Source organism: Pantoea sp. X-Soil-YNGN-775 (assembly GCF_059730575.1).
In genome coordinates, this window is sequence record NZ_AP035945.1 from 1,360,398 (window position 1) to 1,384,735 (window position 24,338).

A 24,338-nucleotide genomic window follows, 5' to 3' on the forward strand; every position below is an offset into this window, starting at 1 on the left:
CGTTCTGAACGGATTGACTGATTACGCATCAGCAACAGAGGCGCAGTGTCGGCCTCTGTTGTGCCATTTTTAGCGGCGGATTTTGCCGCGATGTTCCGCCTGGCTCCGGAGAGATACGTTAGTGAACGATGCCATTCCCCGTCCTCAATATAAAACTGCAAAGGCGTTAACGCCGCTGCTGGAAATTCGCAATCTGACAAAATCGTTCGACGGCCAGCATGCTGTCGATGATGTCAGTCTGACCATTTACAAAGGCGAGATTTTTGCCCTGCTGGGCGCATCGGGCTGTGGCAAATCCACGCTGTTGCGGATGCTGGCGGGTTTCGAGCCGCCGACCAGCGGCCAGATTGTGCTGGATGGCCAGGATCTGTCGCACGTCGCCCCGTATCAGCGGCCCATCAATATGATGTTCCAGTCCTACGCGCTGTTTCCGCACATGACGGTGGAGCAGAATATCGCCTTTGGTCTGAAGCAGGATAAGTTGCCGAAGGGTGAAATCACCAGTCGGGTCGCGGAAATGCTGGCGCTGGTGCACATGCAGGAGTTTGCGAAGCGTAAGCCGCATCAGCTCTCCGGTGGTCAGCGTCAGCGTGTGGCGCTGGCGCGGAGCCTGGCGAAACGACCTAAGCTGCTGCTGCTGGATGAACCAATGGGCGCGCTCGACAAGAAGCTGCGCGATCGCATGCAGCTGGAAGTGGTCGATATCCTCGAGAGGGTGGGCGCAACCTGCGTCATGGTTACCCACGATCAGGAAGAGGCGATGACCATGGCGGGCCGCATCGCCATCATGAATCGCGGCAAGTTCGTGCAGATTGGCGAGCCGGAAGAGATCTACGAGCATCCGACCAGTCGCTACAGTGCCGAATTCATCGGCTCGGTGAACGTGTTTGAAGGACTGCTGCGCGAACGTCAGGCGGATGGTCTGGTTATCGACAGTCCCGGACTGGTGCACCCGCTGAAGGTCGACTCCGATGTCTCGGTGGTGGATAACCTGCCGGTTCACGTCGCGCTGCGCCCCGAAAAAGTGATGCTGTGCGATGAGGTGCCGGCCGATGGCTGCAACTTTGCCGTCGGTGAAGTGGTGCATATCGCCTATCTCGGTGACCTGTCAATTTTCCATGTCCGTCTGCACAGCGGACAGATGATCAGCGCACAGTTGCAAAACGCGCATCGCTACCGCAAAGGGTTGCCGACCTGGGGCGATGAAGTCCGCCTCTGTTGGGAGAGCGACAGCTGCGTGGTGTTGACGGTTTAAGGAGGCGTCATGAGCCAGATTTTCCAACGCAGCAAAGCACCGGCCCGGCTGGTCGGCACGCCGCTGCAACGCTGGGCCACGCGAATTAAAATGCAGCACGGCCGCAAACTGGTGATCGCCTTACCCTATGTCTGGCTGGTGCTGTTCTTCCTACTGCCGTTTCTGACGGTGCTGAAGATCAGCTTCGCTGACATTGCGCGCGCCATTCCACCCTATACCGAACTGGTGAGCTGGGCGGACGATCAGTTTAGTATTGTGCTGAACTTCGCTAATTACCTGACGCTGACCGACGATCCCCTCTACGTCGACGCCTATCTGCAGTCGCTGAAAGTGGCGGCGATCTCGACGGTGATCTGCCTGTTGGTGGGCTATCCGCTGGCCTGGGCAGTGGCGCACAGCAAGCCGTCAATGCGCACCATCCTGCTGCTGCTGGTGATCCTGCCGTCGTGGACCTCGTTTCTGGTGCGGGTCTACGCCTGGATGGGGCTGCTAAACAATAACGGTATCCTCAACCGTTTTCTGCTGTGGCTGGGCGTGATTGATCATCCGCTGGTGATCCTTTACACCAATACCGCGGTCTATATCGGCATTGTTTACTGCTACCTGCCGTTTATGGTGCTGCCGATCTACACCGCGCTGACGCGTATCGACTACTCGCTGGTCGAAGCGTCGCTGGATCTGGGCGCGCGTCCGCTGAAAACCTTTTTCAGCGTGATCGTTCCGCTTACCAAAGGCGGGATTATCGCCGGTTCGATGCTGGTGTTTATTCCGGCGGTCGGAGAGTACGTGATCCCGGAACTGCTCGGCGGTCCGGACAGCATTATGATCGGCCGTATTCTTTGGCAGGAGTTCTTTAATAACCGTGACTGGCCGGTCGCGTCGGCGCTGGCGGTAATTATCCTGTTGATCCTGATTCTGCCGATCATCTGGTTCCATAAGCATCAAAACCGTGAAATGGGGGAGAAGGCATGAACAATTTGCCGACCATTCGCTCGCCCTGGCGTACCGCAATTCTGGTCTGCTGTTTCCTGTTCCTCTATGCGCCAATGCTGCTGCTGGTGGTTTACTCCTTCAACAGCTCACAGCTGGTAACGGTATGGGACAGCTTCTCTTTCCACTGGTACAAGGTGCTGTTTCAGGATAGCGCGATGATTGACGCGGTGATGCTGAGCCTGAGTATCGCTGCGCTCTCCGCCACCATGGCGGTGGTACTGGGAACCCTGGCGGCGGTTATCATCGTGCGCTTCGGCCGTTTCCGCGGTCATAACGGCTTTGCGTTTATGCTGACCGCGCCGCTGGTGATGCCCGATGTGATCACCGGGCTGTCGCTGCTGTTGCTGTTTGTGGCGATGGGCAACGCCTTTGGCTGGCCGAGCGAGCGCGGCATGCTGACCATCTGGCTGGCGCACGTCACCTTCTGTACCGCCTATGTCGCGGTGGTGATCAACTCACGCCTGCGCGAGCTGGACCGGTCAATAGAAGAGGCAGCGATGGATCTGGGCGCCACGCCGCTCAAAGTCTTCTTCGTGATCACCGTGCCGATGATCGCCCCGGCTATTGTTACCGGCTGGCTGCTGGCGTTTACGCTGTCACTCGACGACCTGGTGATTTCCAGCTTTGTCACCGGCCCTGGCGCGACCACCTTGCCGATGGCGATTTTTGCCACCGTGCGACGTGGTGTCAATCCGGAAATTAACGCGCTCGCCTCGCTGATCCTGTTCGTGGTTGGTTTAGTCGGTTTTATCGCCTGGCGGGTAATGGCGCATGAAGAAAAACAACGTTTAAGCGATATTCAGAAAGCTAAACGTGGCTGAAATCCGTAACATTTGCCACTATATGAACGGGCTGGTTTAACCAGCCCGTTTTTTGATCGGTGGAGCCACGGACTATGTCAGAAATCCTTAAAAGCAGCCGCACGTTGACCGAGGCACCGGTTCCGGTCACCGTGGCGGGCATTGCCATTATCGCCACGCGCTGCCTGAGCGTGCTGATGCTGGCGAATGAGCTTGGCTACAGCGAGCTCGCCAACTTTGTCCACCGCAGCGCCCAGGCCTGGGACTCAACCTTTATCTTTGTCGCCAGCCAGCTGATCTTCCTGTTCGAACTGCGCTGTGCCTTCACCCTGATGCGCGGCAGCAACCGGGGACGCTGGGGCTATGTCGCCACTCAGGTGATTGTGCTGGGTTATATGCTGATGGCTTCAATGGGCTGGATCTATCCGGAAATATTCAGCATTGATGGCGACAATAACGCTCAGATCGTCCATCACACCCTGCTGCAAAAGCTGCCGGATCTGCTGGTGCTGCTGCTGCTGTTTCTGCCGCTCAGCAGTCGCGCATTTTTCAGCAAGCGATGATACAATCGCGCTCCGCCCGACCTCTCCACCGTGAATACAGGCTTTCCCATGCATTGCGCGCTCTATGACGCTAACCGTTGCCGCTCCTGTCAGTGGCTGGAAAAACCCTATACCCAACAGCTGACCGATAAACAGTCATGGCTGGAACAGCTGCTGGCTGAACAACCGGTGGCGCAGTGGTTGCCACCGATAACCTCGCCGCAGCAGGCGTTCCGTAATAAAGCCAAGATGGTAGTCAGCGGCAGCGTGGAGCGTCCGGTGTTCGGTATGGTCCAGCGGGATGGCGAGGCGGTTGATCTGTGCGACTGTCCGCTCTATCCGGCCAGTTTTCAGCCGGTATTTGCTGCGCTGCGGCCGTTTATCGCCCGCGCCGGGCTGACGCCGTACAACGTGGCGCGCAAACGGGGCGAGCTGAAGTATCTGTTGCTGACCGGAAGCAGTCAGGGCGGCATGATGCTGCGTTTTGTGTTGCGTTCGACCACCAAGCTGGCGCAGCTGCGCGCAGCACTGCCAGAACTGCAACAGCAGTTGCCGCAATTGACGGTGATCTCCGCCAATATTCAGCCGGTGCACATGGCGATTCTGGAAGGGGAGCAGGAGATTGCGCTGACGCCGGCGCAGTCGCTGGCCGAGAATTTTAACGGTGTGCCACTGTGGATCCGTCCGCAAAGTTTCTTCCAGACCAACCCACAGGTCGCCAGCACCCTGTATGCCACCGCCCGGCAATGGGTGCAGCAGTTGCCGGTCACCAGCATGTGGGATCTGTTCTGCGGCGTCGGGGGATTTGGCCTGCACTGCGCCACGCCAGAGATGACGCTGACCGGCATTGAAATCAGCGCCGAGGCGATTAAATGCGCCCAGCGTTCAGCCCAGATGATGGGGCTGGAAAAGGTGCAGTTTGCCGCGCTGGACTCGACCGCCTTTGCCACCGGCCGGGACGCGGTGCCGCAGCTGGTGCTGGTTAACCCACCGAGACGCGGCATTGGCGCTGAACTGTGTGACTATCTCAGTCAGATGGCTCCCGATTACCTGCTCTATTCCAGCTGTAATCCACAGACGCTGGCGGAAGACGTGGCCCGGCTGAATGAGTATCAGATTAGCAAGGTGCAGCTGTTTGATATGTTTCCGCATACTGCCCATTTCGAAGTGCTGGCTTTGTTAACCCGCCAGCCGCGCTAAGCGTAAGACGGGCTCAGACACTGAGCCCGCGTCTGTATTTTATTCAGGGAACCACTGCTGGTTAATCTGCTGCCAGCGGCCATTGGCTTTCAGTTCGGCAAGGGCATGATTAAAGCGATCGCGTAATTCGGTGTTGCCTTTGCGCACCGCAATGCCGAGGCCGGTACCGAAGTAGTCTGCATCGGTGACGTGCTCGCCGACGGTTGCCAGATCGCTGTTGGTCTTCAGCCACTGATTCACCACGGCGCTGTCACCAAACACTCCGTCCAGACGCCCATTCTTCATATCCAGAATCGCATTCTGATAGCTGTCATAGGCCACCACCGTCACCTCAGGATGTTTTTCCTGCAGGTATTTCTGGTGAGTGGTGCCGTTCTCGACGCCGAGACGCTTGCCCTTCAGGGCGGCAAAATCACTGAACTGGCCTTTACGGGCGATTACGATGGCCGAGTTGGCGTAATAGGGCTGGGTAAAATCGACCTGCTTGCTGCGGTCAGCGGTGATGTCCATACCGGAAATAACCGCGTCATAGCGGCGGAACTTCAGCGAGGGGATCAGGCTGTCGAACGCGTTGTTGGTAAAGGTGCAGTCGGCTTTCATCTGCTGGCACAGTGCTTTTGCCAGATCGATATCGAAGCCGACCAGCTGGTTTTCACGATTCAGCGATTCAAACGGCGGGTAGGTCGCCGAGGCGGCGAAGCGAATTTTATCAGCGGCCTGGGCGCTGAGGGCCAGCGAAGCCAGCGTGGCGGCAACAATCCATTTTTTCACTATACGACTCCTGTAATCACAACCTGTTCACTACTCTGAGAGCTGCTTACCCTGCCAGATAATGAATTTTCATGCAATGATTGTGATTGTCCAGGCGAGTCAGGCGAGCGGGCTCGCCTGACCATCAGTTACGCTGTTCAAATGCCAGTGCGCGTTTCTCGATCAGCCGCATCATCAGCGTCAGCACCCCGTTAACACACAGGTAAACCAGCCCGGCGGCGGCATACACCGTGACATCGTAGGTGCGACCGTAAAGCAGCTGGCCGTGGCCCATCACCTCCATCAGGGTAATGGTATAGGCCAGCGAGGTGCCTTTAAACACCAGCACCACCTCATTGGAGTAAGAGGAGAGGGCACGCTTAAATGCATAAGGCAGCAGAATACGCAGCGTATCTTTGCGGTTCATGCCGAGCGCGGCGCAGGATTGCCACTGACCGGACGGAATCGCCCGCACCGCGCCGTAAAACAGCTGGGTGGTGTAAGCCGCGCTGTTGAGCGACAGCGCCAGCATGGCGCACAGCCACGGCTGCGACAGCAGGTGCCACAGCCAGGGGATCTGCTGGATCGAGGGAAACTGTCCCGGACCGTAATAGATCAGGAAGATCTGCACCAGCAGCGGCGTGCCGGTAAACAGCGTGATAAAGCCTTTCACCAGCGGATTAAGCACCGGCGTTTTCAGCGCCAGCACCACGGTGAACAACAGCGCCAGCAGCAGCGCCAGCACCAGCGAGGCCGCGGTCAGCGTCAGGCTGGTGTGTAATCCTTTCAGTAATTCGGGCAAATACGCCAGCATCAGCTGTTCCCCCGTTCAAATCGGGTGGTGCGCAACTCAATGCGGCGTAATACCGCCTGGCTGAACAAGGTGATCACTAAATAAATAGCCGCAGCCACCAGGAACCAGGTAAACGGCTCCTGAGTACGGGTGGCGATACTTTTGGTTTGCAGCATCAGGTCGTTGACGCTGATCAGCGACACCAGCGCGGTATCCTTCAGCAGCACCAGCCACTGATTGCCAAGTCCCGGCAGGGCATGCCGCCACATCTGTGGCATAATCAGACGCAGAAATATCGCCGATTTTTTCATCCCCAGTGCCTGACCCGATTCCCACTGGCCGATCGGTACCGCTTTCAGCGCACCGCGCAGGGTTTGTGAGGCGTAGGCGGCATACAGCATCGCCAGCGCAATCACACCGCACAGGAATGGACTGACGTCGAAGTTTTCAATTTCTACCTGGACCGGTAACTGAAACAGTCCAAAATTGAGGGTGAAACCGTCAGAGAGGATAAGCAGCAGCTGAGAGGCGCCAAAGTAGATAAACAGCACCACCAGAATCTCCGGCAGGCCGCGGATCAGGGTAACCAGACCGGTGCCGATCCACGCCAGCGGTTTCCAGCGCAGTGACTCCCAGCCAGCGAAAATCATCGCCAGCACCAGGCCGGCGATAAGCGCACAAACGGCAAGGCCGACGGTCATACCGGCGGCGCTTGCGAGTGGGATCATTTCATTCATCAGAAATTACTGCGGGAACCATTTGCTGTAGATCGTTTTGTAGGTGCCGTCGGCTTTGATTTTATCCAGCGCACCGTTAAATTTGGTTTGCAGTTCGGTGTTGCCGGTACGCACTGCAATGCCGAGGCCGGTACCAAAGTAGGCTTTATCGGTGACCTTCTCGCCCACCGGAGCCAGCGTCGCGTTCTGCTTCAGCCACTCATTGACCACCGCCGTATCGCCGAATACCGCATCGATACGGCCATTTTTCAGATCCAGCACCGCGTTCTGATAGCTGTCGTACGGCACGGTGGTGATTTCACTGTGCTTTTCGGTCAGGTATTTCTGGTGAGTGGTGCCGTTTTGCACCCCGACGCGCTTGCCTTTCAGCGCCTCAACGCTGGCGACTTTCCCTTTTTGCGCCACGAACAGCGCTGAGTTGTCGTAGTAAGGCTTGCTGAACAGCACCTGTTTTTCACGCTCAGGGGTGATATCCATGCCGGCCATCACCGCATCAAAGCGACGGAATTTCAGGCTGGGGATCAGGCTATCGAACGCCTGGTTGGTGAAGGTGCAGGTTGCATCAATCTCTTTACACAATGCATTCGCCAGATCGACATCGAAGCCCTGAATCTTGTTATCAGAATCGACGAACTCAAACGGAGGGTAAGAGGCTTCGGTGGCGAAACGGATGGTCTGCGCCGCGGTGGCGCTCAGGCTAAAACCAGCAAGCAGTGCAGCAAGTACGACTTTTTTCATTGTTAGCATCCTGACTTAGTGCGAAAGATAGTGAGCAAACGCCTCGGTTTGCGGCTGTGTAAAGCGGCTGGCATCACCCTGTTCCACAATGTGACCATTTTCCATGTAGACCACGCGGCTGGCGGTTTTACGCGCCACTTCCACTTCATGGGTCACGATCACCTGGGTAATCCGGGTCTGGGCCAGTTCGCGAATAATGGTGACAATCTGAGCGGTAATTTCAGGGTCGAGCGCAGCGGTCGGCTCATCAAACAGCAGCACCTGCGGCTCCATCATCAGGGCGCGGGCAATCGCCACACGCTGCTGCTGACCGCCGGAAAGATGCAGCGGAAAACGGTCGCTGTAGGGCGTCAGACGCAGACGATCGAGCAGCTTGTCTGCCCGGGCGCGTGCGTCACTCTTGCTCAGACCCAGCACCCGGCAGGGCGCTTCCATCAGATTCTGCAGCACGGTGAGGTGCGGCCAGAGATTATATTGCTGGAACACCATTCCGACGTTCTGGCGCAGTTCACGGATCGCGGCCTCAGCCGGCTTCTGGCTGAAATCGAAATGATTACCGGCGATCTGCAACTGGCCCGAGCGGGGTTGCTCCAGCAAATTCAGTACCCGCAGCAACGAACTCTTACCGGCACCGCTGGGACCCAGCAATACCAGTGTCTCGCCTTGCGGACACTCAAGATTAATGTCGAACAGCGCCTGATGAGCACCGTAGAAGCAGTTTATTGCGTTTAGTTGAATACTCATGCGCCAGATTTGAATAGCTATTAGTGTCGCGGATTTTAACGTCACCAGAATAGTTATGCAATTGAGGTGGGTTAAAATTTATGAAACAGCCGGGGAAACCGCTAAAGCTTAGCACAATATCGTGTGCTGTCCGGCGGGATGAACCGGTGATTGCCGGGCCAGCGGAAACAAAAAAAGCGCGGGCATCAGTACCTCGCGCTTTTTATCACTCGCCAAACAGGTGATTATTTTTTCGATTTTTCAAGCATCTGACTCAGGCTGCCACCCTCGGCATGTGCCGGGTTCGCCATATAGCGAACATCATCGACTACCCAGCAACTGCCCTGGTGGATCATCAGCACTTCATCCTGCCACTGCTTGCCGTCGCGGCTCAGGTCAACCCGCAGCGGAATGTTGCGCGCATCACGGTTAGGAATGGTAGAGGCGTCGGCTACGCTGGCAGCGGTCGGACCCTGCGACTGGCTGGAGAAGAGATCGCCGTTGCGCCACTGTGCGCCGGCGTTACTGCCGCTGGCGGCCTGCAATGAGCGATAGAGCGCATCGCTCAGGTAAGGGCGATATTTTGCCAGCGTGTTGCTGTCCGGCAGACCCTGGGTCGGCTGCTGAACGCGCAGGTCGTAGAACTGTTGGGCAACCTGGTCAGGGCCGCCTTCGATGCACGGCGCGCTACGCGGGCCATTATCCTTAATCACGGGCTCAACGGTGGTACAGGCGCTGAGCAGCAGGGCCGCGGGGATCATTAGCGCAAACGCGTTGTTTCTCATCTCGATTTCCTTATTGTTCTCTGGCAAGGTGCCCTTTTTAGCATAGAGTATAGCCGTGCTTTTTAGTCGAAAGAGCCTTAGTCCGGTTTTCAACAAGGAGAAGACGATGAAATTTTCAACCACCCCGACGCTGGAAGGCCACAGCATCACCGATTATTGCGGTGTGGTGACCGGTGAAGCGATTCTCGGTGCCAATATCTTCCGCGATTTTTTTGCTGGTATTCGTGACATCGTCGGTGGCCGCTCCGGCGCCTATGAAAAAGAGCTGCGCAAGGCGCGGGAGATCGCCTTTAAAGAGCTGGAAGAGCAGGCCAAAGCGCTGGGCGCTAACGCGGTGGTCGGCATTGATATCGACTACGAAACGGTCGGCAAAGAGAGCAGCATGCTGATGGTCAGCGTCAGCGGGACGGCGGTAATCGTTCGTTGAAACGCCTGCTGTTGCTGCTCGCAGCGCTGATGCTGGTGGGCTGTCAGTCCGGGATGGAATCCCGTCCCGGCTACTGGGCCGACCTGCGACATCCTGCTCTGGGTGCGCGACCGCGGGTTAAAGTGATTGTGATTCACTATACCGCTGAGGATTTTTCCTCTTCGCTGGCCACCCTGACCGATCAACAGGTCAGCGCCCATTACCTGATCCCCCGCCAGCCGCCACAGCGCGCCGGTAAAGGCGTTATCTGGCAACTGGTGCCGGAGCAGCAGCTCGCCTGGCACGCCGGACCCAGCTTCTGGCGTGGAGCCAGCCGGATTAACGACACCTCAATTGGCATCGAGCTGGTGAATCGCGGTTATCGCCGTACCCTGACCGGCCGCGAATGGCAGCCGTTTACCACCGCACAAATCACGGCGCTGGAGGCGCTGCTGCGTGATATCAGCCAGCGCTACGCGATTGCGCCGGAAAACATTGTTGGTCACAGCGATATTGCCCCGCAGCGTAAACAGGACCCCGGCCCGCTGTTTCCGTGGCAGCAACTGGCGCAGCGTGGACTCGGTGCCTGGCCTGATGCCCGGCGGGTAGCGTTTTACTTAGCCGGTGCGGAGCCGCACGCAGCAGTGCCGGTTGAAGTGATCGTCGAGCGCTTACAGCGTTACGGCTATCCGGTGAATAGCGCGATGAGCGCGCGTGAGCAGCAGACGGTGATCGCGGCGTTTCAGATGCATTTCCGGCCGGCAGACTATCGCGGCAAGGCCGATGCCGAAACTGCCGCGATAGCGGCCGCGCTGCTGGAAAAGTATGGCGCGGCGCAGTAAGCGGGAAAGATTACTGCTGCAGAAAGGCTTTCCAGTGGGCCACCACCTGCTCAAGCGCGGCGCGATCGGCATCCAGATGGGTCACCAGTCGGGTACGGGGACCGGCGCTGATCAGCACGCCGCGCGCTTTCATCCACGCCGCTAACGGTTCAGCCTGGCTGGCCGGGAGCTGAACAAACAGCATATTGGTTTGCTGATCAATCACTTCCACGCCAAGCTCATGCAGTTGCTGCCCCAGCCAGGCGGCATTATCGTGATCCTGCTGCAGGCGCGTCACGTTATGCTGCAGGGCATAAAGCCCGGCCGCTGCCAGGATTCCGGCCTGACGCATGCCGCCGCCGGTCATTTTACGCCAGCGGCGCGCCCGCTCAATCAGCGCCGCATCACCACACAACAGCGAACCGACCGGCGTACCCAGACCTTTTGACAGGCAGATGGTCAGGCTGTCGCAGTAGCGGGCGAGTGCCGCCAGCGTAGTCTGCTGGGCGACGACCGCGTTGAAGATGCGTGCGCCATCAATATGCAGTGCCAGCTGCCGCTCTCGGGTAAAAGCCCAGGCCTGTTCCAGATAACTTATCGGCAATACTTTGCCGTGATGGGTGTTCTCCAGGCTCAGCAGGCGGGTGCGGGCGAAGTGAATATCATCAGGCTTGATGGCGGCGGCCACGTCGCTGAGCGGCAGCGTGCCATCGGCAGCGGCCAGAATCGGCTGCGGCTGGATACTGCCCAGCACCGCCGCGCCGCCCGCTTCATATTTGTAGTTATGCGCCTGCTGACCGACGATATACTCATCACCGCGCTCACAGTGGCTCAGCAACGCCACCAGGTTTGCCTGGGTACCGGTCGGGAAGAACAGCGCCGCCGCTTTACCGCTCAGGCGCGCCGCTTCAGCCTCAAGGGCGTTAACGGTAGGGTCGTCACGATAGACATCATCACCGGTTTCGGCGGACATCATGGCGCTTAACATGGCGGCACTGGGCCGGGTCACGGTATCACTGCGTAAATCGATCACCTGGAGCTCCTGAACGTGGCGGAAAAAAAGGCGGGCATCGCGCCCGCCTGGGTGAAGCTGTTGTTTTACCGCAGCCAGTTGGTTTTCGCCAGTTCTACCACTTCGTCGCCGCGTCCATTCAGAATGGCGCGCAGCATGTAAAGGCTGAAGCCCTTGGCCTGCTCCATTTTAATCTGCGGCGGCATCGCCAGTTCTTCTTTGGCGGTGATGACATCGACCAGCACCGGACCGTCATGGGCGAACGCCTGCTCCAGCGCGCCGTTCAGCTCTGATGCTTTTTCAACCCGGATACCTTTGATACCGCATGCCGCGGCGATGGCCGCAAAGTCAGGATTGTCCAGTTCGGTGCCGTCGGTGAGGTAGCCGCCGGCTTTCATTTCCATCGCCACGAAACCCAGCACGCTGTTGTTGAAGATCACCAGTTTGACCGGCATTTTCAGCTGGGCCAGCGAGATAAAATCGCCCATCAGCATGCTGAATCCGCCGTCACCGCACAGCGCCACCACCTGGCGATTACGGTCAATCGACTGGGCACCCAGCGCCTGCGGCATTGCATTGGCCATTGAGCCGTGGTTAAACGAGCCGAGCAGCCGACGCTTGCCGTTCATCTTCAGATAACGCGCCGCCCAGACCGTCGGCGTACCGACGTCACAGGTGAAGATGGCGTCTTCACTGGCGTAGTGACTGATCTGCTGCGCCAGATATTGCGGGTGGATCGGCTGTTTATCATTGGGCTGGGCCAGCTCGTCGAGGCTTTTACGCGCATCAACATAGTGTTCCAGCGCGCTGTCGAGATGACTGCGATCGGTTTTGCTGGTCAGCTGCGGCAGCAGTGCCTGCAGCGTGGTTTTCACGTCGCCGACATAGGCTTCATCAACGTGACAGTGCGAACCGAGGCTGCCGGGATTGATATCGATCTGAATAATGCGGGCCTTTTCCGGATAGAAGGCGCGGTAGGGAAACTGGGTGCCGAGCAGCACCAGCGTTTCGGCGTTCATCATGGCATGGAAGCCGGAAGAGAAGCCAATCAGCCCGGTCATGCCGACATCGTAAGGATTGTCATATTCGATGTGCTCTTTACCGCGCAGCGCATGAACAATCGGCGCTTTCAGCGTCTCCGCCAGTTTCACCACTTCCGGATGCGCACCGGCACAGCCGCTGCCGCACAGCAGGGTAATGTTGCTGGCCTGATTCAGGGTGTCAGCCAGCTGGGCCAGTTCAGCGGCCTGCGGCAGAACCTGTGGCAGCTGCGGCGGATACCACGCAGCGTTAGCGTTTTCGGGGGCTAGCTTAAGTGCAACATCGCCCGGCAGGACGACCACCGAAACACCCCGATTGAGGATCGCTTTGCGCATGGCGATACCCAGCACCTGCGGCAGCTGCTCAGGATTAGAGACCAGCTCGCAATAGTGGCTGCATTCGCGGAACAGCTCCTGCGGATGGGTTTCCTGGAAATAGCCGCTGCCGATCTCGCTCGACGGGATATGCGCCGCAATCGCCAGTACCGGCACACGGTTGCGATGGCAGTCGAACAATCCGTTGATCAGATGTAAATTGCCCGGCCCGCAGGAGCCGGCGCAGACCGCCAGCTCCCCGCTGATATGCGCTTCCGCGCCTGCAGCAAACGCCGCCACTTCTTCGTGGCGTGTCGGCATCCATTCAATGGTGCCCATGCGATTCAGACTGTCACTCAGGCCGTTTAATGAGTCCCCGGTAACGCCCCAGATGCGTTTAACGCCGGCGTTTTCAAGCGTTTTAGCGACCAGCGCCGCCACGGTTTGTTTCATCTTATTCTCCTTTGTCGGTGCGCCAGACCGATGGCGCCACCAGAACCGCAAAAAAGAAGCGTAGACGACGTAACAGAAAAGCAGCCGTGAAAAAATGCGCTGGAGGCCACCCGCGCCGGTCAGGCCGAGAACAGGGCGATCAGAATCGGAGCCAGCAGGCTCATCACAAAGCCGTGCACAATGGCGGCGGGCACAATCTCATTGCCGCCGGCCCGCTGCAGTACCGGCAGGGTAAAGTCCATTGAGGTGGCACCGCATAAGCCTAAGGCGCTGCAGCGATGGCGAGCGATGAGCGCCGGGATCAGCATAATCGCCACCAGCTCGCGCAGCAGATCGTTGAAGAAAGCAGCGCTGCCGATCACCGGGCCAAACGCTTCGGTGAGCAGAATGCCGGAGAGCGAGTACCAGCCGAATCCGCTCGCTAACGCCAGACCGGTTTTCAGCGGCAGGCCAAGCGCCAGCGCTGCGATCATCCCACCGACCAGCGCGCTGGTCAGCACCACGCTGGCCACCAGCATCCCCCGTCGGTTGAGAATGATCTGACGCAGCGTCATCCCGCTGCCACGCAGCTGAATACCCACCAGAAACAGCAGGAAAATCAGCGCATATTCACTGGCGGTAGCGGCATAATGCAGGAACGGCCACTGGGTCAGGCCGAGCACAAACCCGATCACTACCACGCCGCACAGTTTGAGTGAATCCAGCGCCATGTGCAGCCGTGAAGGCAATTTTTCCTGTTTATGGCTGTGCTGCCAGGGCACGCGCTTCTCCAGCCAGCGCAGCGCCAGCAGGTTACACAACAGGATGCACAGCGCGGCCACCAGTGCGGTGTGAAATACGGTAACCAGATTGCTGCTGAGGTTATCAAGAAACGCCAGGCTGATGCCCATGAAAAAAAGAATCACGTAGACCATCCAGCCCAGCAGGCGATTGACCTGACGCAGCACGGCGGTTTGACGGAACGGTAACAGCCAGCCCGCAATCAGGGGCAGCAGGATAATCAGAAGTCCGGAATACATAAAAAAATAAGGCCATCCATGCAGTAAGTGGCGACACGCTAACGAAAAAGCGCGGTAGAGTAAACCCTCAGCCCCGCGTGACTTGACCCACCGGTATCCGGCGACCAGGCTTGGTTTAGCAAGAGGATGGAACCCTATGATTCTGGAACATATCGACATTCGTGGTTTTCGCGGCATTAACCAGCTTTCCCTGCCTTTAACCCAGACCAACCTGCTGATTGGTGAGAATGCCTGGGGTAAATCCAGCCTGCTTGATGCGCTGAGTTTATTGCTGTCACCGCATCACGATGAGTACGTTTTTACTCCGGCCGACTTTCATTTTACGCCGGGCGATGTCACCGATTCGATGCGTCGTCTCTCCGTGGTGTTTCACTTTCGCGACGATGGCAGCCCTGACGATGCGCTGCTGGCACCGTTCTGGCAGCGTGACGCACAGAACGCGCGCTGGCTCTATTACAGCGTGCGTGCCACCTGGCGTCAGCAAGGGGTCAGTGCCAGTCGACGCTTTGTCGACCGCCAGCTTCAGCCGCTGACACAGGAAAACTGCGCGGCGGCCATTGCACGCCTGCTGCAGCGGCATCCGGTATTGCGACTGCGCGATGCGCGCTTCAGTAAACGAGCCCGGCTTGAGACGCCGCCGGACGATCCGAGCCTGCATCCTCAGTTGATGGCCGGAATGGAAGGTCTGGCGCGCGATCTGGAGCGGCATCCGCAGCAACTGAGCGATGAGGTCTTGCGGCAGGGATTGAAAACGCTGCAGCAACTGATGGAACATTACTTTCTGGTGCAGCAGCCTGCCGCCGCGATTACCCGGCGGGTCGATCCACAACAGCGTCACGGCGATCGGGGCTGGCAGGCGCTGGATCAGCTTAATCAGCTGATCGCCGGCAATGATTCACGCAGCCGGCAACTGATTCTGCTGCAGATGTTCACGCTGCTGATCCAGGCGCGGGGCGATCTGCCGCTGGTACCTGAGGCGCGTCCGCTGTTGCTGATTGAAGATCCGGAAACCCGCCTGCATCCCATTATGCTGTCGGTGGCGTGGAATATGCTGTCGCTGCTGCCGCTGCAAAAAATTGCCACCACCAACTCGGCGGAGCTGCTGTCGCAGGTGCCGGTGGAGAATGTCTGCCGACTGGTGCGTGAACCATCACGGGTCGCGGCGTGGCGCATCGGTCCGGAAGGCCTGAGCGCAGAGGAGAGTCGCCGCATCGGCTTCCATATCCGTGTTAACCGGCCGGCGGCGCTGTTTGCCCGCTGCTGGCTGCTGGTGGAAGGCGAAACCGAAGTCTGGATCATCAATGAGCTGGCGCAGCAGTGCGGCTACAATTTTGCCGCCGAAGGGGTAAAAGTCATTGAGTTTGCCCAGTCCGGCCTGAAACCGTTGCTGAAATTCGCTCGCCGGATGGGGATCGCCTGGCATGTCCTGACGGACGGAGACGAGGCGGGCAACAAGTATGCCACTACCGCCCGCAGCCAGCTGCAGCCGCACGATAGCGAGCAGCAGCACCTGACGCAACTGCCGGCGCTGGATATCGAAAACTTCCTCTTCCAGCAGGGCTTTCGCGATGTTTATCTGCAGATGGCGCACCTGCCGTTAAACGTGAGGATGAGTGCAAGGCGTATTATTACCAAAGCGATTCACCAGAGTTCGAAGCCTGAGCTGGCGATCGCAGTGGCTACGTCAGCGGCGGAAATCGGTCAGGATGCCATTCCGCTGTTAATGCGCGAGATGTTCGCCCGGGTCATCGGGCTGGCGCAGGGTAAGGCGGATTGAACGCGGGGCACAAGAAAAATGCCAGCGTCGGTGGCTGGCATTTTTAGGGGAGTGTTCAGTCGGGGGAGGCAGAGGTCAGGCAACGGCCTGTACTTCTGCTACCGGCACGATCAGACTGGCGTGATTGCCTTTCGGACCTTCGTGGACATCAAACTGAACTTGCTGGCCAGCTTTCAGCGTTCTGTAACCCTCCATCTGAATCGTTGAGTAGTGGGCAAAGATGTCTTCGCCACCGCCAACTGGACAGATAAAGCCAAAGCCTTTGGCGTTATTGAACCATTTAACTGTACCCGTCTCCATGCTTTTACTTCCCTCGCAAGACATTTTATAAGTAGGTGAGGTCATTGAAGCTGTGAGTCGAGTTTGATTAAAACTCAATCAGCTTGTGCAAGTAGAATGTAGAGAAATGGCCGCTGGCGTCAAGCAAACCCCCGGGCTCGGTGGGGAAAAAATCATCAAAATTTGAGGCAGTTAACGCTATTGCAAATTTTGTGATACAGGTCGCGGCTGGGAATTTCTGAATAAATTTCCATCAGCGGTCAGCGGCTTGACAGGCATGTTAAACTGTCAACATGTAGCCGCTTAAATGCGATGGGCGAAATCTCAACGGAACACTATGGCAAACACAAACGACTGGCTTAACTTTGAACATCTGGCCGAAGACAAAGTACGCGAAGGGTTAAAGCCGCCTTCAATGTATAAAGTCATTCTGAATAATGACGATTATACACCTATGGAATTTGTTATTGACGTTGTACAAAAGTTCTTTTCTTATGATGTTGAACGTGCAACGCAACTGATGTTGAAAGTTCACTACCACGGCAAGGCGATCTGTGGTGTATTTACCGCAGAAGTCGCCGAGACTAAAGCGGCCCAGGTGAACAATTATGCGCGGGAAAACCATCATCCGTTGCTGTGTACGCTGGAAAAAGCCTGATCCCGTCTCCATATAGGAAACAGGTCAGAGCGATAATTGGGGGAGGTGCCTAATGCTCAATCAAGAACTGGAACTCAGTTTAAATATGGCTTTCGCCAGAGCGCGTGAGCACCGTCATGAGTTTATGACCGTCGAGCATCTGTTACTGGCATTGCTCAGTAACCCGTCGGCCAGAGAGGCATTGGAAGCCTGTACGGTGGACATTGTGGCTCTGCGGCAGGAACTCGAAGCCTTCATCGAACAAACCACACCCGTTTTACCTGCCAGTGAGGAGGAGCGCGATACACAACCGACGCTCAGCTTCCAGCGCGTATTACAGCGTGCGGTTTTCCATGTCCAGTCATCCGGTCGCAGCGAAGTCTCCGGTGCGAACGTGCTGGTCGCTATCTTCAGCGAGCAGGAGTCGCAGGCCGCTTATCTGTTGCGTAAACATGAAGTCAGCCGTCTTGATGTGGTGAACTTCATTTCACACGGTACGCGCAAAGATGAGCCTGGCCAGGCGCCTGGCGCAGAAAATCCGGTTAACGAAGAGCAAGCAGGCGGGGAGGATCGTATGGAAAACTTCACCACCAATCTCAATCAGCTTGCTCGCGTCGGTGGCATTGACCCACTGATCGGTCGCGATAAAGAGCTGGAGCGTACTATCCAGGTGCTGTGCCGTCGCCGTAAAAACAACCCGCTGCTGGTGGGGGAATCGGGCGTCGGAAAAACCGCCATTGCTGAAGGGCTTGCCTGGCGTATCGAGCAGGGCGACGTGCCGGAAGTGATGAAAGACTGCACCATCTACTCGCTGGATATTGGTTCGCTGTTAGCCGGTACCAAATACCGCGGTGACTTTGAGAAACGTTTCAAAGCCCTGCTGAAGCAGCTCGAGCAGGATGAGAGCAGCATTCTGTTTATCGATGAAATCCATACCATCATCGGTGCAGGTGCCGCCTCGGGCGGCCAGGTTGATGCTGCTAACCTGATTAAACCGCTGCTTTCGAGCGGGAAAATCCGGGTAATGGGTTCCACCACCTATCAGGAGTTCAGCAACATCTTTGAAAAAGACCGTGCCCTGGCGCGTCGCTTCCAGAAGATCGATATCACGGAGCCTTCTGTTGATGAAACCGTGCAGATCCTGAATGGCCTGAAAACCAAGTACGAAGCGCACCACGACGTGCGTTACACCGCGAAAGCGGTACGTGCGGCGGTGGAGCTGGCGGTGAAATATATCAACGACCGTCATCTGCCGGATAAGGCGATTGACGTGATCGATGAGGCCGGTGCGCGTGCGCGCCTGATGCCAGCCAGCAAGCGTAAGAAAACCGTTAACGTGGCTGACATTGAAACCGTGGTCGCACGTATTGCCCGTATTCCGGAGCAAAGCGTTTCAGCAACCGATCGCGATACGCTGAAAAATCTTGGCGACCGCCTGAAAATGCTGGTGTTTGGTCAGGACAACGCCATTGAGGCGCTGACGGAAGCGATCAAAATGAGCCGGGCAGGATTGGGTCAGGATCGTAAACCCGTCGGTTCATTCCTGTTCGCCGGACCGACCGGTGTCGGTAAAACTGAAGTTACCGTACAGCTGGCGAAAGCGTTGGGCATTGAACTGCTGCGCTTTGATATGTCCGAGTACATGGAGCGTCACACTGTCAGTCGTCTGATCGGTGCGCCTCCGGGGTATGTCGGCTTTGATCAGGGCGGCCTGCTGACGGATGCGGTGATCAAACATCCTCATGCAGTGGTACTGCTGGATGAGATTGAGAAAGCGCACCCTGACGTGTTCAACCTGCTGCTGCAGGTGATGGATAACGGCATGCTGACGGATAACAACGGTCGCAAAGCGGACTTCCGTAACGTGGTGCTGGTGATGACCACTAATGCCGGGGTACGTGAAACCGAACGTAAGTCTATCGGCCTGATTCATCAGGACAACAGCACCGATGCAATGGAAGAGATCAAGAAGATCTTTACGCCAGAGTTCCGCAACCGTCTGGACAACATCATCTGGTTCAGTCACCTGTCACCAGAGGTGATTCATCAGGTGGTCGACAAGTTTATTGTCGAGTTGCAGGCGCAGCTGGATGCGAAAGGCGTGTCGCTGGAAGTCAGTGATGAAGCACGTGACTGGCTGGCTGAGAAGGGCTATGACAAAGCGATGGGGGCCCGTCCGATGGCACGCACCGTACAGGAAAGCCTGAAAAAACCGTTAGCTAATGAACTGCTGTTTGGTTCGCTGGTGGATGGCGGCTCAGTCTCGGTGGCGCTCGATCGTGAAAAAGGTCAGCTGACCTATCACTTCCTCAGCGCAGAGAAACGCAAAACAGAAGGCACCGTGCATTGATTGACGGATGCCAGATATGAAAAAGGCCGGATGAGAATCCGGCCTTTTTTTTCGCTGCATTTCTGGTGCCGCGAGACTATCGCAGCTTAGCGACTACGGAAGACAATGCGGCCTTTGCTCAGGTCGTACGGGGTCAACTCGACTGTGACTTTGTCGCCCGTCAGGATGCGGATGTAGTTTTTGCGCATTTTACCGGAGATATGAGCGGTAACCACGTGTCCGTTCTCAAGTTCTACGCGGAACATGGTGTTAGGTAACGTATCCAGTACGGTACCTTGCATTTCAATATTGTCTTCTTTGGCCATCGAATCCTCTGGGTGTACTACCTTTCAGTTGAACCGGCAAGATAATGCCCAATTCAACGATTTATGTAAAGAACCGTCGGCGATTTTGCCAACGCTTTGCCGTGCTTCGCGTCATAACGCGAGCATTACGGTAAAATTCGGGTGTTTATGTGACGTCTGCGGGGGATTAGCGGGCTAAGAATCTGTATCAACCGGTTACACGCGCACGATTGAAACAGTTCCGAGAGTGCGTTGAGATTCCCAGCCTGGCAATTCCGGCTTGTAAAAACTAAGCGCGGACGACATACCAAACTCGACTATTATATCACTTATACGCCTTTATGTGTGCAAAACATCTGCGCGCGGTTAAAAAAGGGTTTGTGTTCGCCAGCATCCGTCGCTGACCGGTTGCCACGCAAGGCTTTGTACATATTGCAGATAGTCAGCACGCGGGATTTCCTGCGCGCCCAGTGACGCCGTATGCGGGTTAAGTACCTGACAATCCACCAGACGCCCCTGATGTTTGAGGAAGTGCTGGCAGAAAACCAAAAGTGCGGTTTTTGAGGCGTTCTCCTGACGGCTGAACATCGATTCACCGCAAAAGATTTGGCCCAGCGCCATACCATACATGCCGCCCACCAGCTGGTGCTCATCCCAGACCTCAATCGAGTGCGCATGTCCTGATTCATACAGCCGCAGCCAGGCCCGTTTCACCTCAAAGGTGATCCAGGTTCCTTCTTCACGGCCCGTGGCGCAGCCGTCAATCACCTCAGCAAACGCCTCGTTCATCGTCACGCGATAAGGCGAACGCTGATGAAACCGCTTCATGCTGCGGCTAAGGTGAAAATGCTCCGGTAACAGTACCGCGCGTGGATCGGGCGACCACCAGAGAATCGGATCGCCGGGTGAAAACCACGGGAAAATGCCGTGCTGATAAGCGTTTAGTAAGCGGGCAGGGGAGAGATCGCCGCCCATCGCCAGCAAGCCATTCGGTTCACGCAGGGCCATCTCCGGCGGCGGAAATTGCAGAGATTCCCGTGATAGTTGTACCAGTCTCATCGCGTTGTTCTACTCATCAGCATGTCGCCAGACTATAGCGCAATCCGCTGTTGGAAACGCCAGTAGCGGCCCGCTTTTGAGATTAATTCGGCATGGCTGCCTTGCTCGACAATCGCACCGTTATCCATCACACAAATGCGGTCCATCTGCTCCAGCCCGCTCAGGCGATGCGTCACCATCATCACCGTTTTGCCGATCGTAAGCCGCTGCAGCAGGCTGAGGATGTGCTGTTCAGTGGTGGCGTCCAGCCCTTCGGTGGGTTCATCCAGCAGCCAGAGATCGCCGTTATGCAGCAGTGCCCGGGCTATCGCCAGGCGCCGCAGCTCACCACCCGAGAGTGGTCGGCCACCTTCGCCCAGCCAGGCATTTAAACCCTCTGGCGTCTCCAGCAGGCGCTGCAGGCCGGTGTCGATCAGCACCTGACGTAATCTCTCATCGCTGGCGGTGGGGCAGGCCAGCAGCAGGTTATCACGCAGGCTCTGGCTGAACAGATGAACCCGCTGAGTCACTACGCTGATACGCTGGCGCAGTTCTGCTTCCGGCCAGGCGGCGATCGGCAGATCGTTCAGGCCGATCGCGCCAGGCTGGCTCTCCCAGGCGCGCGTCAGCAGCGCCAGCAAGGTCGATTTGCCACAGCCGGTCGGTCCGAGCAGCGCAATGTGCTCACCCGCGTTAACCCGCAGCGAAAACTGATTCAGCACCTTATCCGGACGATCGGGATAGCTGAAATCAAGCTGCTCAATCTTTACCGCCAGGCTACCGGTCCGGGCGCGGCCCTGTGCGGGAAAAGTGATTGCCGGCACCTGATCGATAATGTCATTAACCCGCTGTGCCGACGTGATCACCTGCGACATTGGCAGAAAAGCAGCGGCAACCGGGGCCAGCGCTTCGAATGCCGCCAGCGAACAAAAAACCACCAGCGCGATCAGTGCGCCGGGTAACTGCTGTTCGCTGATGCTACCCGCGCTCAGCCACAGTAGCGAGGTCACCGTCAGGCCACTGATCAGCAACAGCAGACTCTGCGCGGCAGCCTGTAACCGCAGTTGCTGGCCCTGCGCACACAGCCAGTGCTGTTCCTGCTCATCAAGCTGTTTACGCCACGTCGGTGAAGCGCCATACAGGGTAAGTTCGGCCTGACCGGCCAGCCAGTGCATCAGCTGGGTGCGCCAGCGGGCCCGGCCACCGGCAATGGCTACTCCGGCTGGTGAGCCAAGGCGATAAAACAGCGCCGGCAGGATAATCAGCGTGCCCAGCATGATAGCGCCCAGCGTGAGTCCCAGCTGCAAATCGATAAAACTCAGGCCGAGGGTAACCACCATCGTTACCACCAGCGCACCCGCCAGCGGGGAAATGACCCGCAGATAGAGATGATCAAGCGTATCGACGTCTGCAACAAAACGGTTGAGCAGATCGGCCTGGCGAAAACGCGACAGTTGGCCCGGTGAAAGAGCAATCAGGCGACTGAAAGTATGCACCCGCAGATGCTGCAATACCCGGAAAGTCGCGTCGTGGCTGACCAGCCGTTCAGCATAGCGGGCGGCGGTGCGGATGATGGCTGCGCCGCGAACGCCAGCAGCAGGCAGCATATAGTTGAAACTGTAAAGCCCGGCCACGCCGGCCACTGATGAGGCGGCAAGGAACCAGCCGGAGAGCGTCAGCAAGCCGATGCTGGCCAGTAAAGTGAGAATCGCCAGCACAACTCCCAGCGCCAGGCGAAAAGGGTGACGCAGCCAGAGGCGCAGAAACGGACGTAGAGCGGACATCAGCCAATCTCCTGTTGACGGTGTTTCAGCATCTGACTGAACGGGCCCGCTTGTTGCGATAGCGTCTGCCAGTCACCCTGTTGCACCAGTTTGCCGGCCTCCATCACCCACAGCGTCTGCCAGTTGCTTAATGCATCAAGCTGATGGGTGATCATCAACGTGGTCTGTTGAGTAGCTGCCTGATTCAGCGCCCGCATCACATGACGTTCACTAAGCGCATCCAGACTGGCTGCCGGTTCATCCAGCAGCAGCAAATGCGAGGGTTTGTAGAGCGCGCGCGCCACCGCAATGCGCTGTGCCTGGCCGACCGACAGCTGGTTGCCGCCATCGCCGGGCGGTGTCTCAATTCCCTGTGGCAGCCGTGGCAGAAATTCGTTAACGCCACTGGTCTCGAGCACAGCGGCAAAGCGTACCGCATCCCAGCTGGCGTTCATCACAATATTGTCACGCAGCGTGGCGGCCGGTAACTGAGGATTCTGCCCGACCCAGCTGAGCTGCTGATGCCAGTCAGTACGGCGTATGTCGCGGACTTCCACCCCGTTCGCCTTCAGCGAGCCCTGGTAGGGCAGAAAACCGAGCAGGGCGTTCATCAGGGCCGTTTTGCCGGCACCGCTTTGACCAACCAGCGCGACGCGCTCGCCTGGCGCTAGGGTAAAGGTCAGCGGGCCACACAGCGGCTGGCCATCCGGCGCAAAGACCAACAGATCGACCGCAGCAAGAGTAAGCGGGGCGCTGGCAGTAAACGGCATGTCACCCTGCGCCGGGCCGCTGGTTGGGCTGCCCTGCATGAACTGTTCGAGCGCATCGGCACCGCCGACGGCCTGCGCTTTCGCATGGTAAAACGCCCCTAAATCGCGCAGCGGCTGGAAGAATTCCGGTGCGAGAATCAGCACCAGGAAACCCGCAAACAGGGTGACGCCCTGGCCGTAATCGCCGAAGTGCAGTTCGCCGAGATAAGAAAAACCAAAATAAACCGCCACCACGGCAATCGCTAACGAGGCGAAGAATTCAAGTACCGCCGAAGAGAGAAAGGCCAGACGAAGCACTTCCATGGTGCGCTGACGGAAGTCGGTAGTGGCTGCCGCCACCGCCTGCTGCTCCGCCTCGCCGCGGTGAAACAACCGCAGCGTTTCGCGGCCGCGTAAGCGATCAAGGAAGTTACCGCTCAGACGCGCCAGCACCAGAAAGTTGCGGCGGTTTGCTTCGGCTGCACCCATCCCGACCAGCGCCATAAACAGCGGAATCAGCGGCGCGGTCGCAAACAGAATCAAACCCGCCGTCCAGTTAAGCGGAAAGATCGCCAGCAAGATGCAGCAGGGGATCAGCACGGCCAGCGTCATTTGCGGCAGGTAGCGGGCATAATAGTCCTGCATCTCTTCGATTTGCTCGAGCAGCAGGGTGGCCCAGCTGCCCGCGGGCTTGCCCTGAATCCATGCCGGACCTAGCGCCGATAAGCGATCTAACACCTGTTTACGTAATGCCTGACGAATAGCCTGGCCGGCACGGTAACCGACCCGTTCGCGGGCATAATTTATCGCGGCGCGCAGCATGAAACAGAGCAACAGCAGCAGCATCTCGCTGGCCAGTGCAGCACGCGGTTGCTGTTCAACAATCAGTGCCTGCAGCAGCGAAGCCAGCAGTGCGGCCTGAACAATGATCAACAGTGCGCTAACCACGCCCAGCAGCGTGCTCAGTCGCAACCAGCGACCGGCGAAATGACGTTGCTGACGAAGCCAGCGGGTGAGGTGCTGCTGTCGGGTTTTGTCCATGCGAGACCCTGCGTTGAGCCGATGAGCGATGAAAATAA

The 24,338-nt window shown here is 57.6% G+C and carries 24 protein-coding genes; 10 read left to right on the plus strand and 14 right to left on the minus strand.

Annotated elements, in window-relative coordinates:
* The first annotated feature begins 121 nt into the window (after nucleotides 1-121).
* From potG to rlmC, 5 genes are all read left to right on the plus strand, one after another.
* The gene (gene potG / locus AC6I8I_RS06365) at nucleotides 122-1,255 is read left to right on the plus strand and encodes a putrescine ABC transporter ATP-binding subunit PotG (RefSeq protein WP_497828444.1); all 1,134 of its coding nucleotides are present in this window, start codon (nucleotides 122-124) and stop codon (nucleotides 1,253-1,255) included.
* 9 nt (nucleotides 1,256-1,264) lie between these two features.
* Nucleotides 1,265-2,227 (plus strand): putrescine ABC transporter permease PotH, encoded by a 963-nt coding sequence (gene potH / locus AC6I8I_RS06370; RefSeq protein WP_031377000.1) that lies wholly within the window; start codon nucleotides 1,265-1,267, stop codon nucleotides 2,225-2,227.
* On the plus strand, nucleotides 2,224-3,069 hold the full coding sequence (gene potI / locus AC6I8I_RS06375; RefSeq protein WP_312052791.1) for a putrescine ABC transporter permease PotI: 846 nt from the start codon (nucleotides 2,224-2,226) through the stop codon (nucleotides 3,067-3,069). The genes potH and potI overlap by 4 nt, the downstream gene beginning before the upstream one ends.
* 74 nt (nucleotides 3,070-3,143) lie before the next feature.
* Complete coding sequence (locus AC6I8I_RS06380; RefSeq protein ID WP_312052789.1) at nucleotides 3,144-3,611, plus strand: YbjO family protein; 468 nt, start codon at nucleotides 3,144-3,146, stop codon at nucleotides 3,609-3,611.
* 48 nt (nucleotides 3,612-3,659) lie between these two features.
* Nucleotides 3,660-4,790 carry a 23S rRNA (uracil(747)-C(5))-methyltransferase RlmC gene (rlmC, locus tag AC6I8I_RS06385; protein ID WP_497819810.1) on the plus strand — a complete coding sequence of 377 codons (1,131 nt, stop codon included), beginning with the start codon at nucleotides 3,660-3,662 and terminating at the stop codon, nucleotides 4,788-4,790.
* Between the two features lie 39 nt (nucleotides 4,791-4,829).
* Here the strand turns inward: rlmC and AC6I8I_RS06390 are convergent, their stop codons facing one another.
* The 6 genes from AC6I8I_RS06390 to AC6I8I_RS06415 all read right to left on the minus strand — a co-directional run bounded on the left by AC6I8I_RS06390 (nucleotide 4,830) and on the right by AC6I8I_RS06415 (nucleotide 9,316).
* The gene (locus tag AC6I8I_RS06390) at nucleotides 4,830-5,561 is read right to left on the minus strand and encodes an arginine ABC transporter substrate-binding protein (RefSeq protein WP_312052785.1); all 732 of its coding nucleotides are present in this window, start codon (nucleotides 5,559-5,561) and stop codon (nucleotides 4,830-4,832) included.
* 124 nt (nucleotides 5,562-5,685) lie between these two features.
* On the minus strand, nucleotides 5,686-6,354 hold the full coding sequence (artM, locus tag AC6I8I_RS06395; protein WP_312052783.1) for an arginine ABC transporter permease ArtM: 669 nt from the start codon (nucleotides 6,352-6,354) through the stop codon (nucleotides 5,686-5,688).
* The gene (gene artQ, locus AC6I8I_RS06400) at nucleotides 6,354-7,070 is read right to left on the minus strand and encodes an arginine ABC transporter permease ArtQ (RefSeq protein ID WP_497828445.1); all 717 of its coding nucleotides are present in this window, start codon (nucleotides 7,068-7,070) and stop codon (nucleotides 6,354-6,356) included. The genes artM and artQ overlap by 1 nt, the downstream gene beginning before the upstream one ends.
* 6 nt (nucleotides 7,071-7,076) lie before the next feature.
* Nucleotides 7,077-7,808 (minus strand): arginine ABC transporter substrate-binding protein, encoded by a 732-nt coding sequence (gene artJ / locus AC6I8I_RS06405; RefSeq protein ID WP_312052780.1) that lies wholly within the window; start codon nucleotides 7,806-7,808, stop codon nucleotides 7,077-7,079.
* A gap of 15 nt (nucleotides 7,809-7,823) precedes the next feature.
* Nucleotides 7,824-8,552, minus strand: coding sequence for an arginine ABC transporter ATP-binding protein ArtP (gene artP / locus AC6I8I_RS06410; RefSeq protein ID WP_069728086.1), 729 nt, complete (start codon nucleotides 8,550-8,552; stop codon nucleotides 7,824-7,826).
* A 224-nt stretch (nucleotides 8,553-8,776) separates the two neighbouring features.
* Entirely contained in the window at nucleotides 8,777-9,316 is a 540-nt protein-coding gene (locus AC6I8I_RS06415) for a lipoprotein (RefSeq protein ID WP_312052778.1), read from the minus strand.
* Between the two features lie 106 nt (nucleotides 9,317-9,422).
* Between AC6I8I_RS06415 and AC6I8I_RS06420 the strand changes: the two genes are divergently transcribed.
* Complete coding sequence (locus tag AC6I8I_RS06420) at nucleotides 9,423-9,743, plus strand: heavy metal-binding domain-containing protein (protein WP_031376991.1); 321 nt, start codon at nucleotides 9,423-9,425, stop codon at nucleotides 9,741-9,743.
* Nucleotides 9,740-10,564, plus strand: coding sequence for an N-acetylmuramoyl-L-alanine amidase (locus AC6I8I_RS06425; protein ID WP_497828446.1), 825 nt, complete (start codon nucleotides 9,740-9,742; stop codon nucleotides 10,562-10,564). Before AC6I8I_RS06420 ends, AC6I8I_RS06425 begins: the two co-directional genes overlap by 4 nt.
* Nucleotides 10,565-10,574: 10 nt before the next feature.
* On the opposite strand, the gene ltaE is transcribed toward AC6I8I_RS06425, so the two are convergent.
* The 3 genes from ltaE to AC6I8I_RS06440 form a co-directional block, all read right to left on the minus strand.
* Entirely contained in the window at nucleotides 10,575-11,576 is a 1,002-nt protein-coding gene (gene ltaE, locus AC6I8I_RS06430; RefSeq protein WP_312052774.1) for a low-specificity L-threonine aldolase, read from the minus strand.
* A 65-nt stretch (nucleotides 11,577-11,641) separates the two neighbouring features.
* The gene (poxB, locus tag AC6I8I_RS06435; RefSeq protein WP_497828447.1) at nucleotides 11,642-13,363 is read right to left on the minus strand and encodes a ubiquinone-dependent pyruvate dehydrogenase; all 1,722 of its coding nucleotides are present in this window, start codon (nucleotides 13,361-13,363) and stop codon (nucleotides 11,642-11,644) included.
* A 119-nt stretch (nucleotides 13,364-13,482) separates the two neighbouring features.
* Nucleotides 13,483-14,382, minus strand: coding sequence for a LysO family transporter (locus AC6I8I_RS06440; protein WP_312052770.1), 900 nt, complete (start codon nucleotides 14,380-14,382; stop codon nucleotides 13,483-13,485).
* A gap of 136 nt (nucleotides 14,383-14,518) precedes the next feature.
* Between AC6I8I_RS06440 and AC6I8I_RS06445 the strand changes: the two genes are divergently transcribed.
* Nucleotides 14,519-16,159 (plus strand): DUF2813 domain-containing protein, encoded by a 1,641-nt coding sequence (locus AC6I8I_RS06445; protein WP_497828448.1) that lies wholly within the window; start codon nucleotides 14,519-14,521, stop codon nucleotides 16,157-16,159.
* A gap of 75 nt (nucleotides 16,160-16,234) precedes the next feature.
* Here the strand turns inward: AC6I8I_RS06445 and cspD are convergent, their stop codons facing one another.
* Nucleotides 16,235-16,459, minus strand: coding sequence for a cold shock-like protein CspD (gene cspD / locus AC6I8I_RS06450; RefSeq protein WP_312052767.1), 225 nt, complete (start codon nucleotides 16,457-16,459; stop codon nucleotides 16,235-16,237).
* Between the two features lie 316 nt (nucleotides 16,460-16,775).
* Between cspD and clpS the strand changes: the two genes are divergently transcribed.
* Nucleotides 16,776-17,096, plus strand: coding sequence for an ATP-dependent Clp protease adapter ClpS (gene clpS / locus AC6I8I_RS06455; protein ID WP_003849318.1), 321 nt, complete (start codon nucleotides 16,776-16,778; stop codon nucleotides 17,094-17,096).
* A 52-nt stretch (nucleotides 17,097-17,148) separates the two neighbouring features.
* Nucleotides 17,149-19,425, plus strand: coding sequence for an ATP-dependent Clp protease ATP-binding subunit ClpA (clpA, locus tag AC6I8I_RS06460; protein WP_031376985.1), 2,277 nt, complete (start codon nucleotides 17,149-17,151; stop codon nucleotides 19,423-19,425).
* A gap of 86 nt (nucleotides 19,426-19,511) precedes the next feature.
* Here clpA and infA read toward each other — a convergent pair whose 3' ends face one another.
* From infA to cydD, 4 genes are all read right to left on the minus strand, one after another.
* On the minus strand, nucleotides 19,512-19,730 hold the full coding sequence (gene infA, locus AC6I8I_RS06465) for a translation initiation factor IF-1 (RefSeq protein ID WP_002211347.1): 219 nt from the start codon (nucleotides 19,728-19,730) through the stop codon (nucleotides 19,512-19,514).
* A 345-nt stretch (nucleotides 19,731-20,075) separates the two neighbouring features.
* Nucleotides 20,076-20,768: a leucyl/phenylalanyl-tRNA--protein transferase gene (gene aat / locus AC6I8I_RS06470; RefSeq protein WP_497828449.1), complete on the minus strand. Its 693-nt coding sequence runs from the start codon at nucleotides 20,766-20,768 to the stop codon at nucleotides 20,076-20,078.
* Between the two features lie 32 nt (nucleotides 20,769-20,800).
* A complete protein-coding gene (cydC, locus tag AC6I8I_RS06475) occupies nucleotides 20,801-22,531 on the minus strand; it encodes a heme ABC transporter ATP-binding protein/permease CydC (protein ID WP_312756445.1) in 1,731 nt (576 codons plus the stop codon).
* Nucleotides 22,531-24,300, minus strand: a complete 1,770-nt coding sequence (cydD, locus tag AC6I8I_RS06480) for a heme ABC transporter permease/ATP-binding protein CydD (protein WP_497828450.1) — start codon at nucleotides 24,298-24,300, stop codon at nucleotides 22,531-22,533. Before cydD ends, cydC begins: the two co-directional genes overlap by 1 nt.
* Between the last annotated feature and the right edge of the window lie 38 nt (nucleotides 24,301-24,338).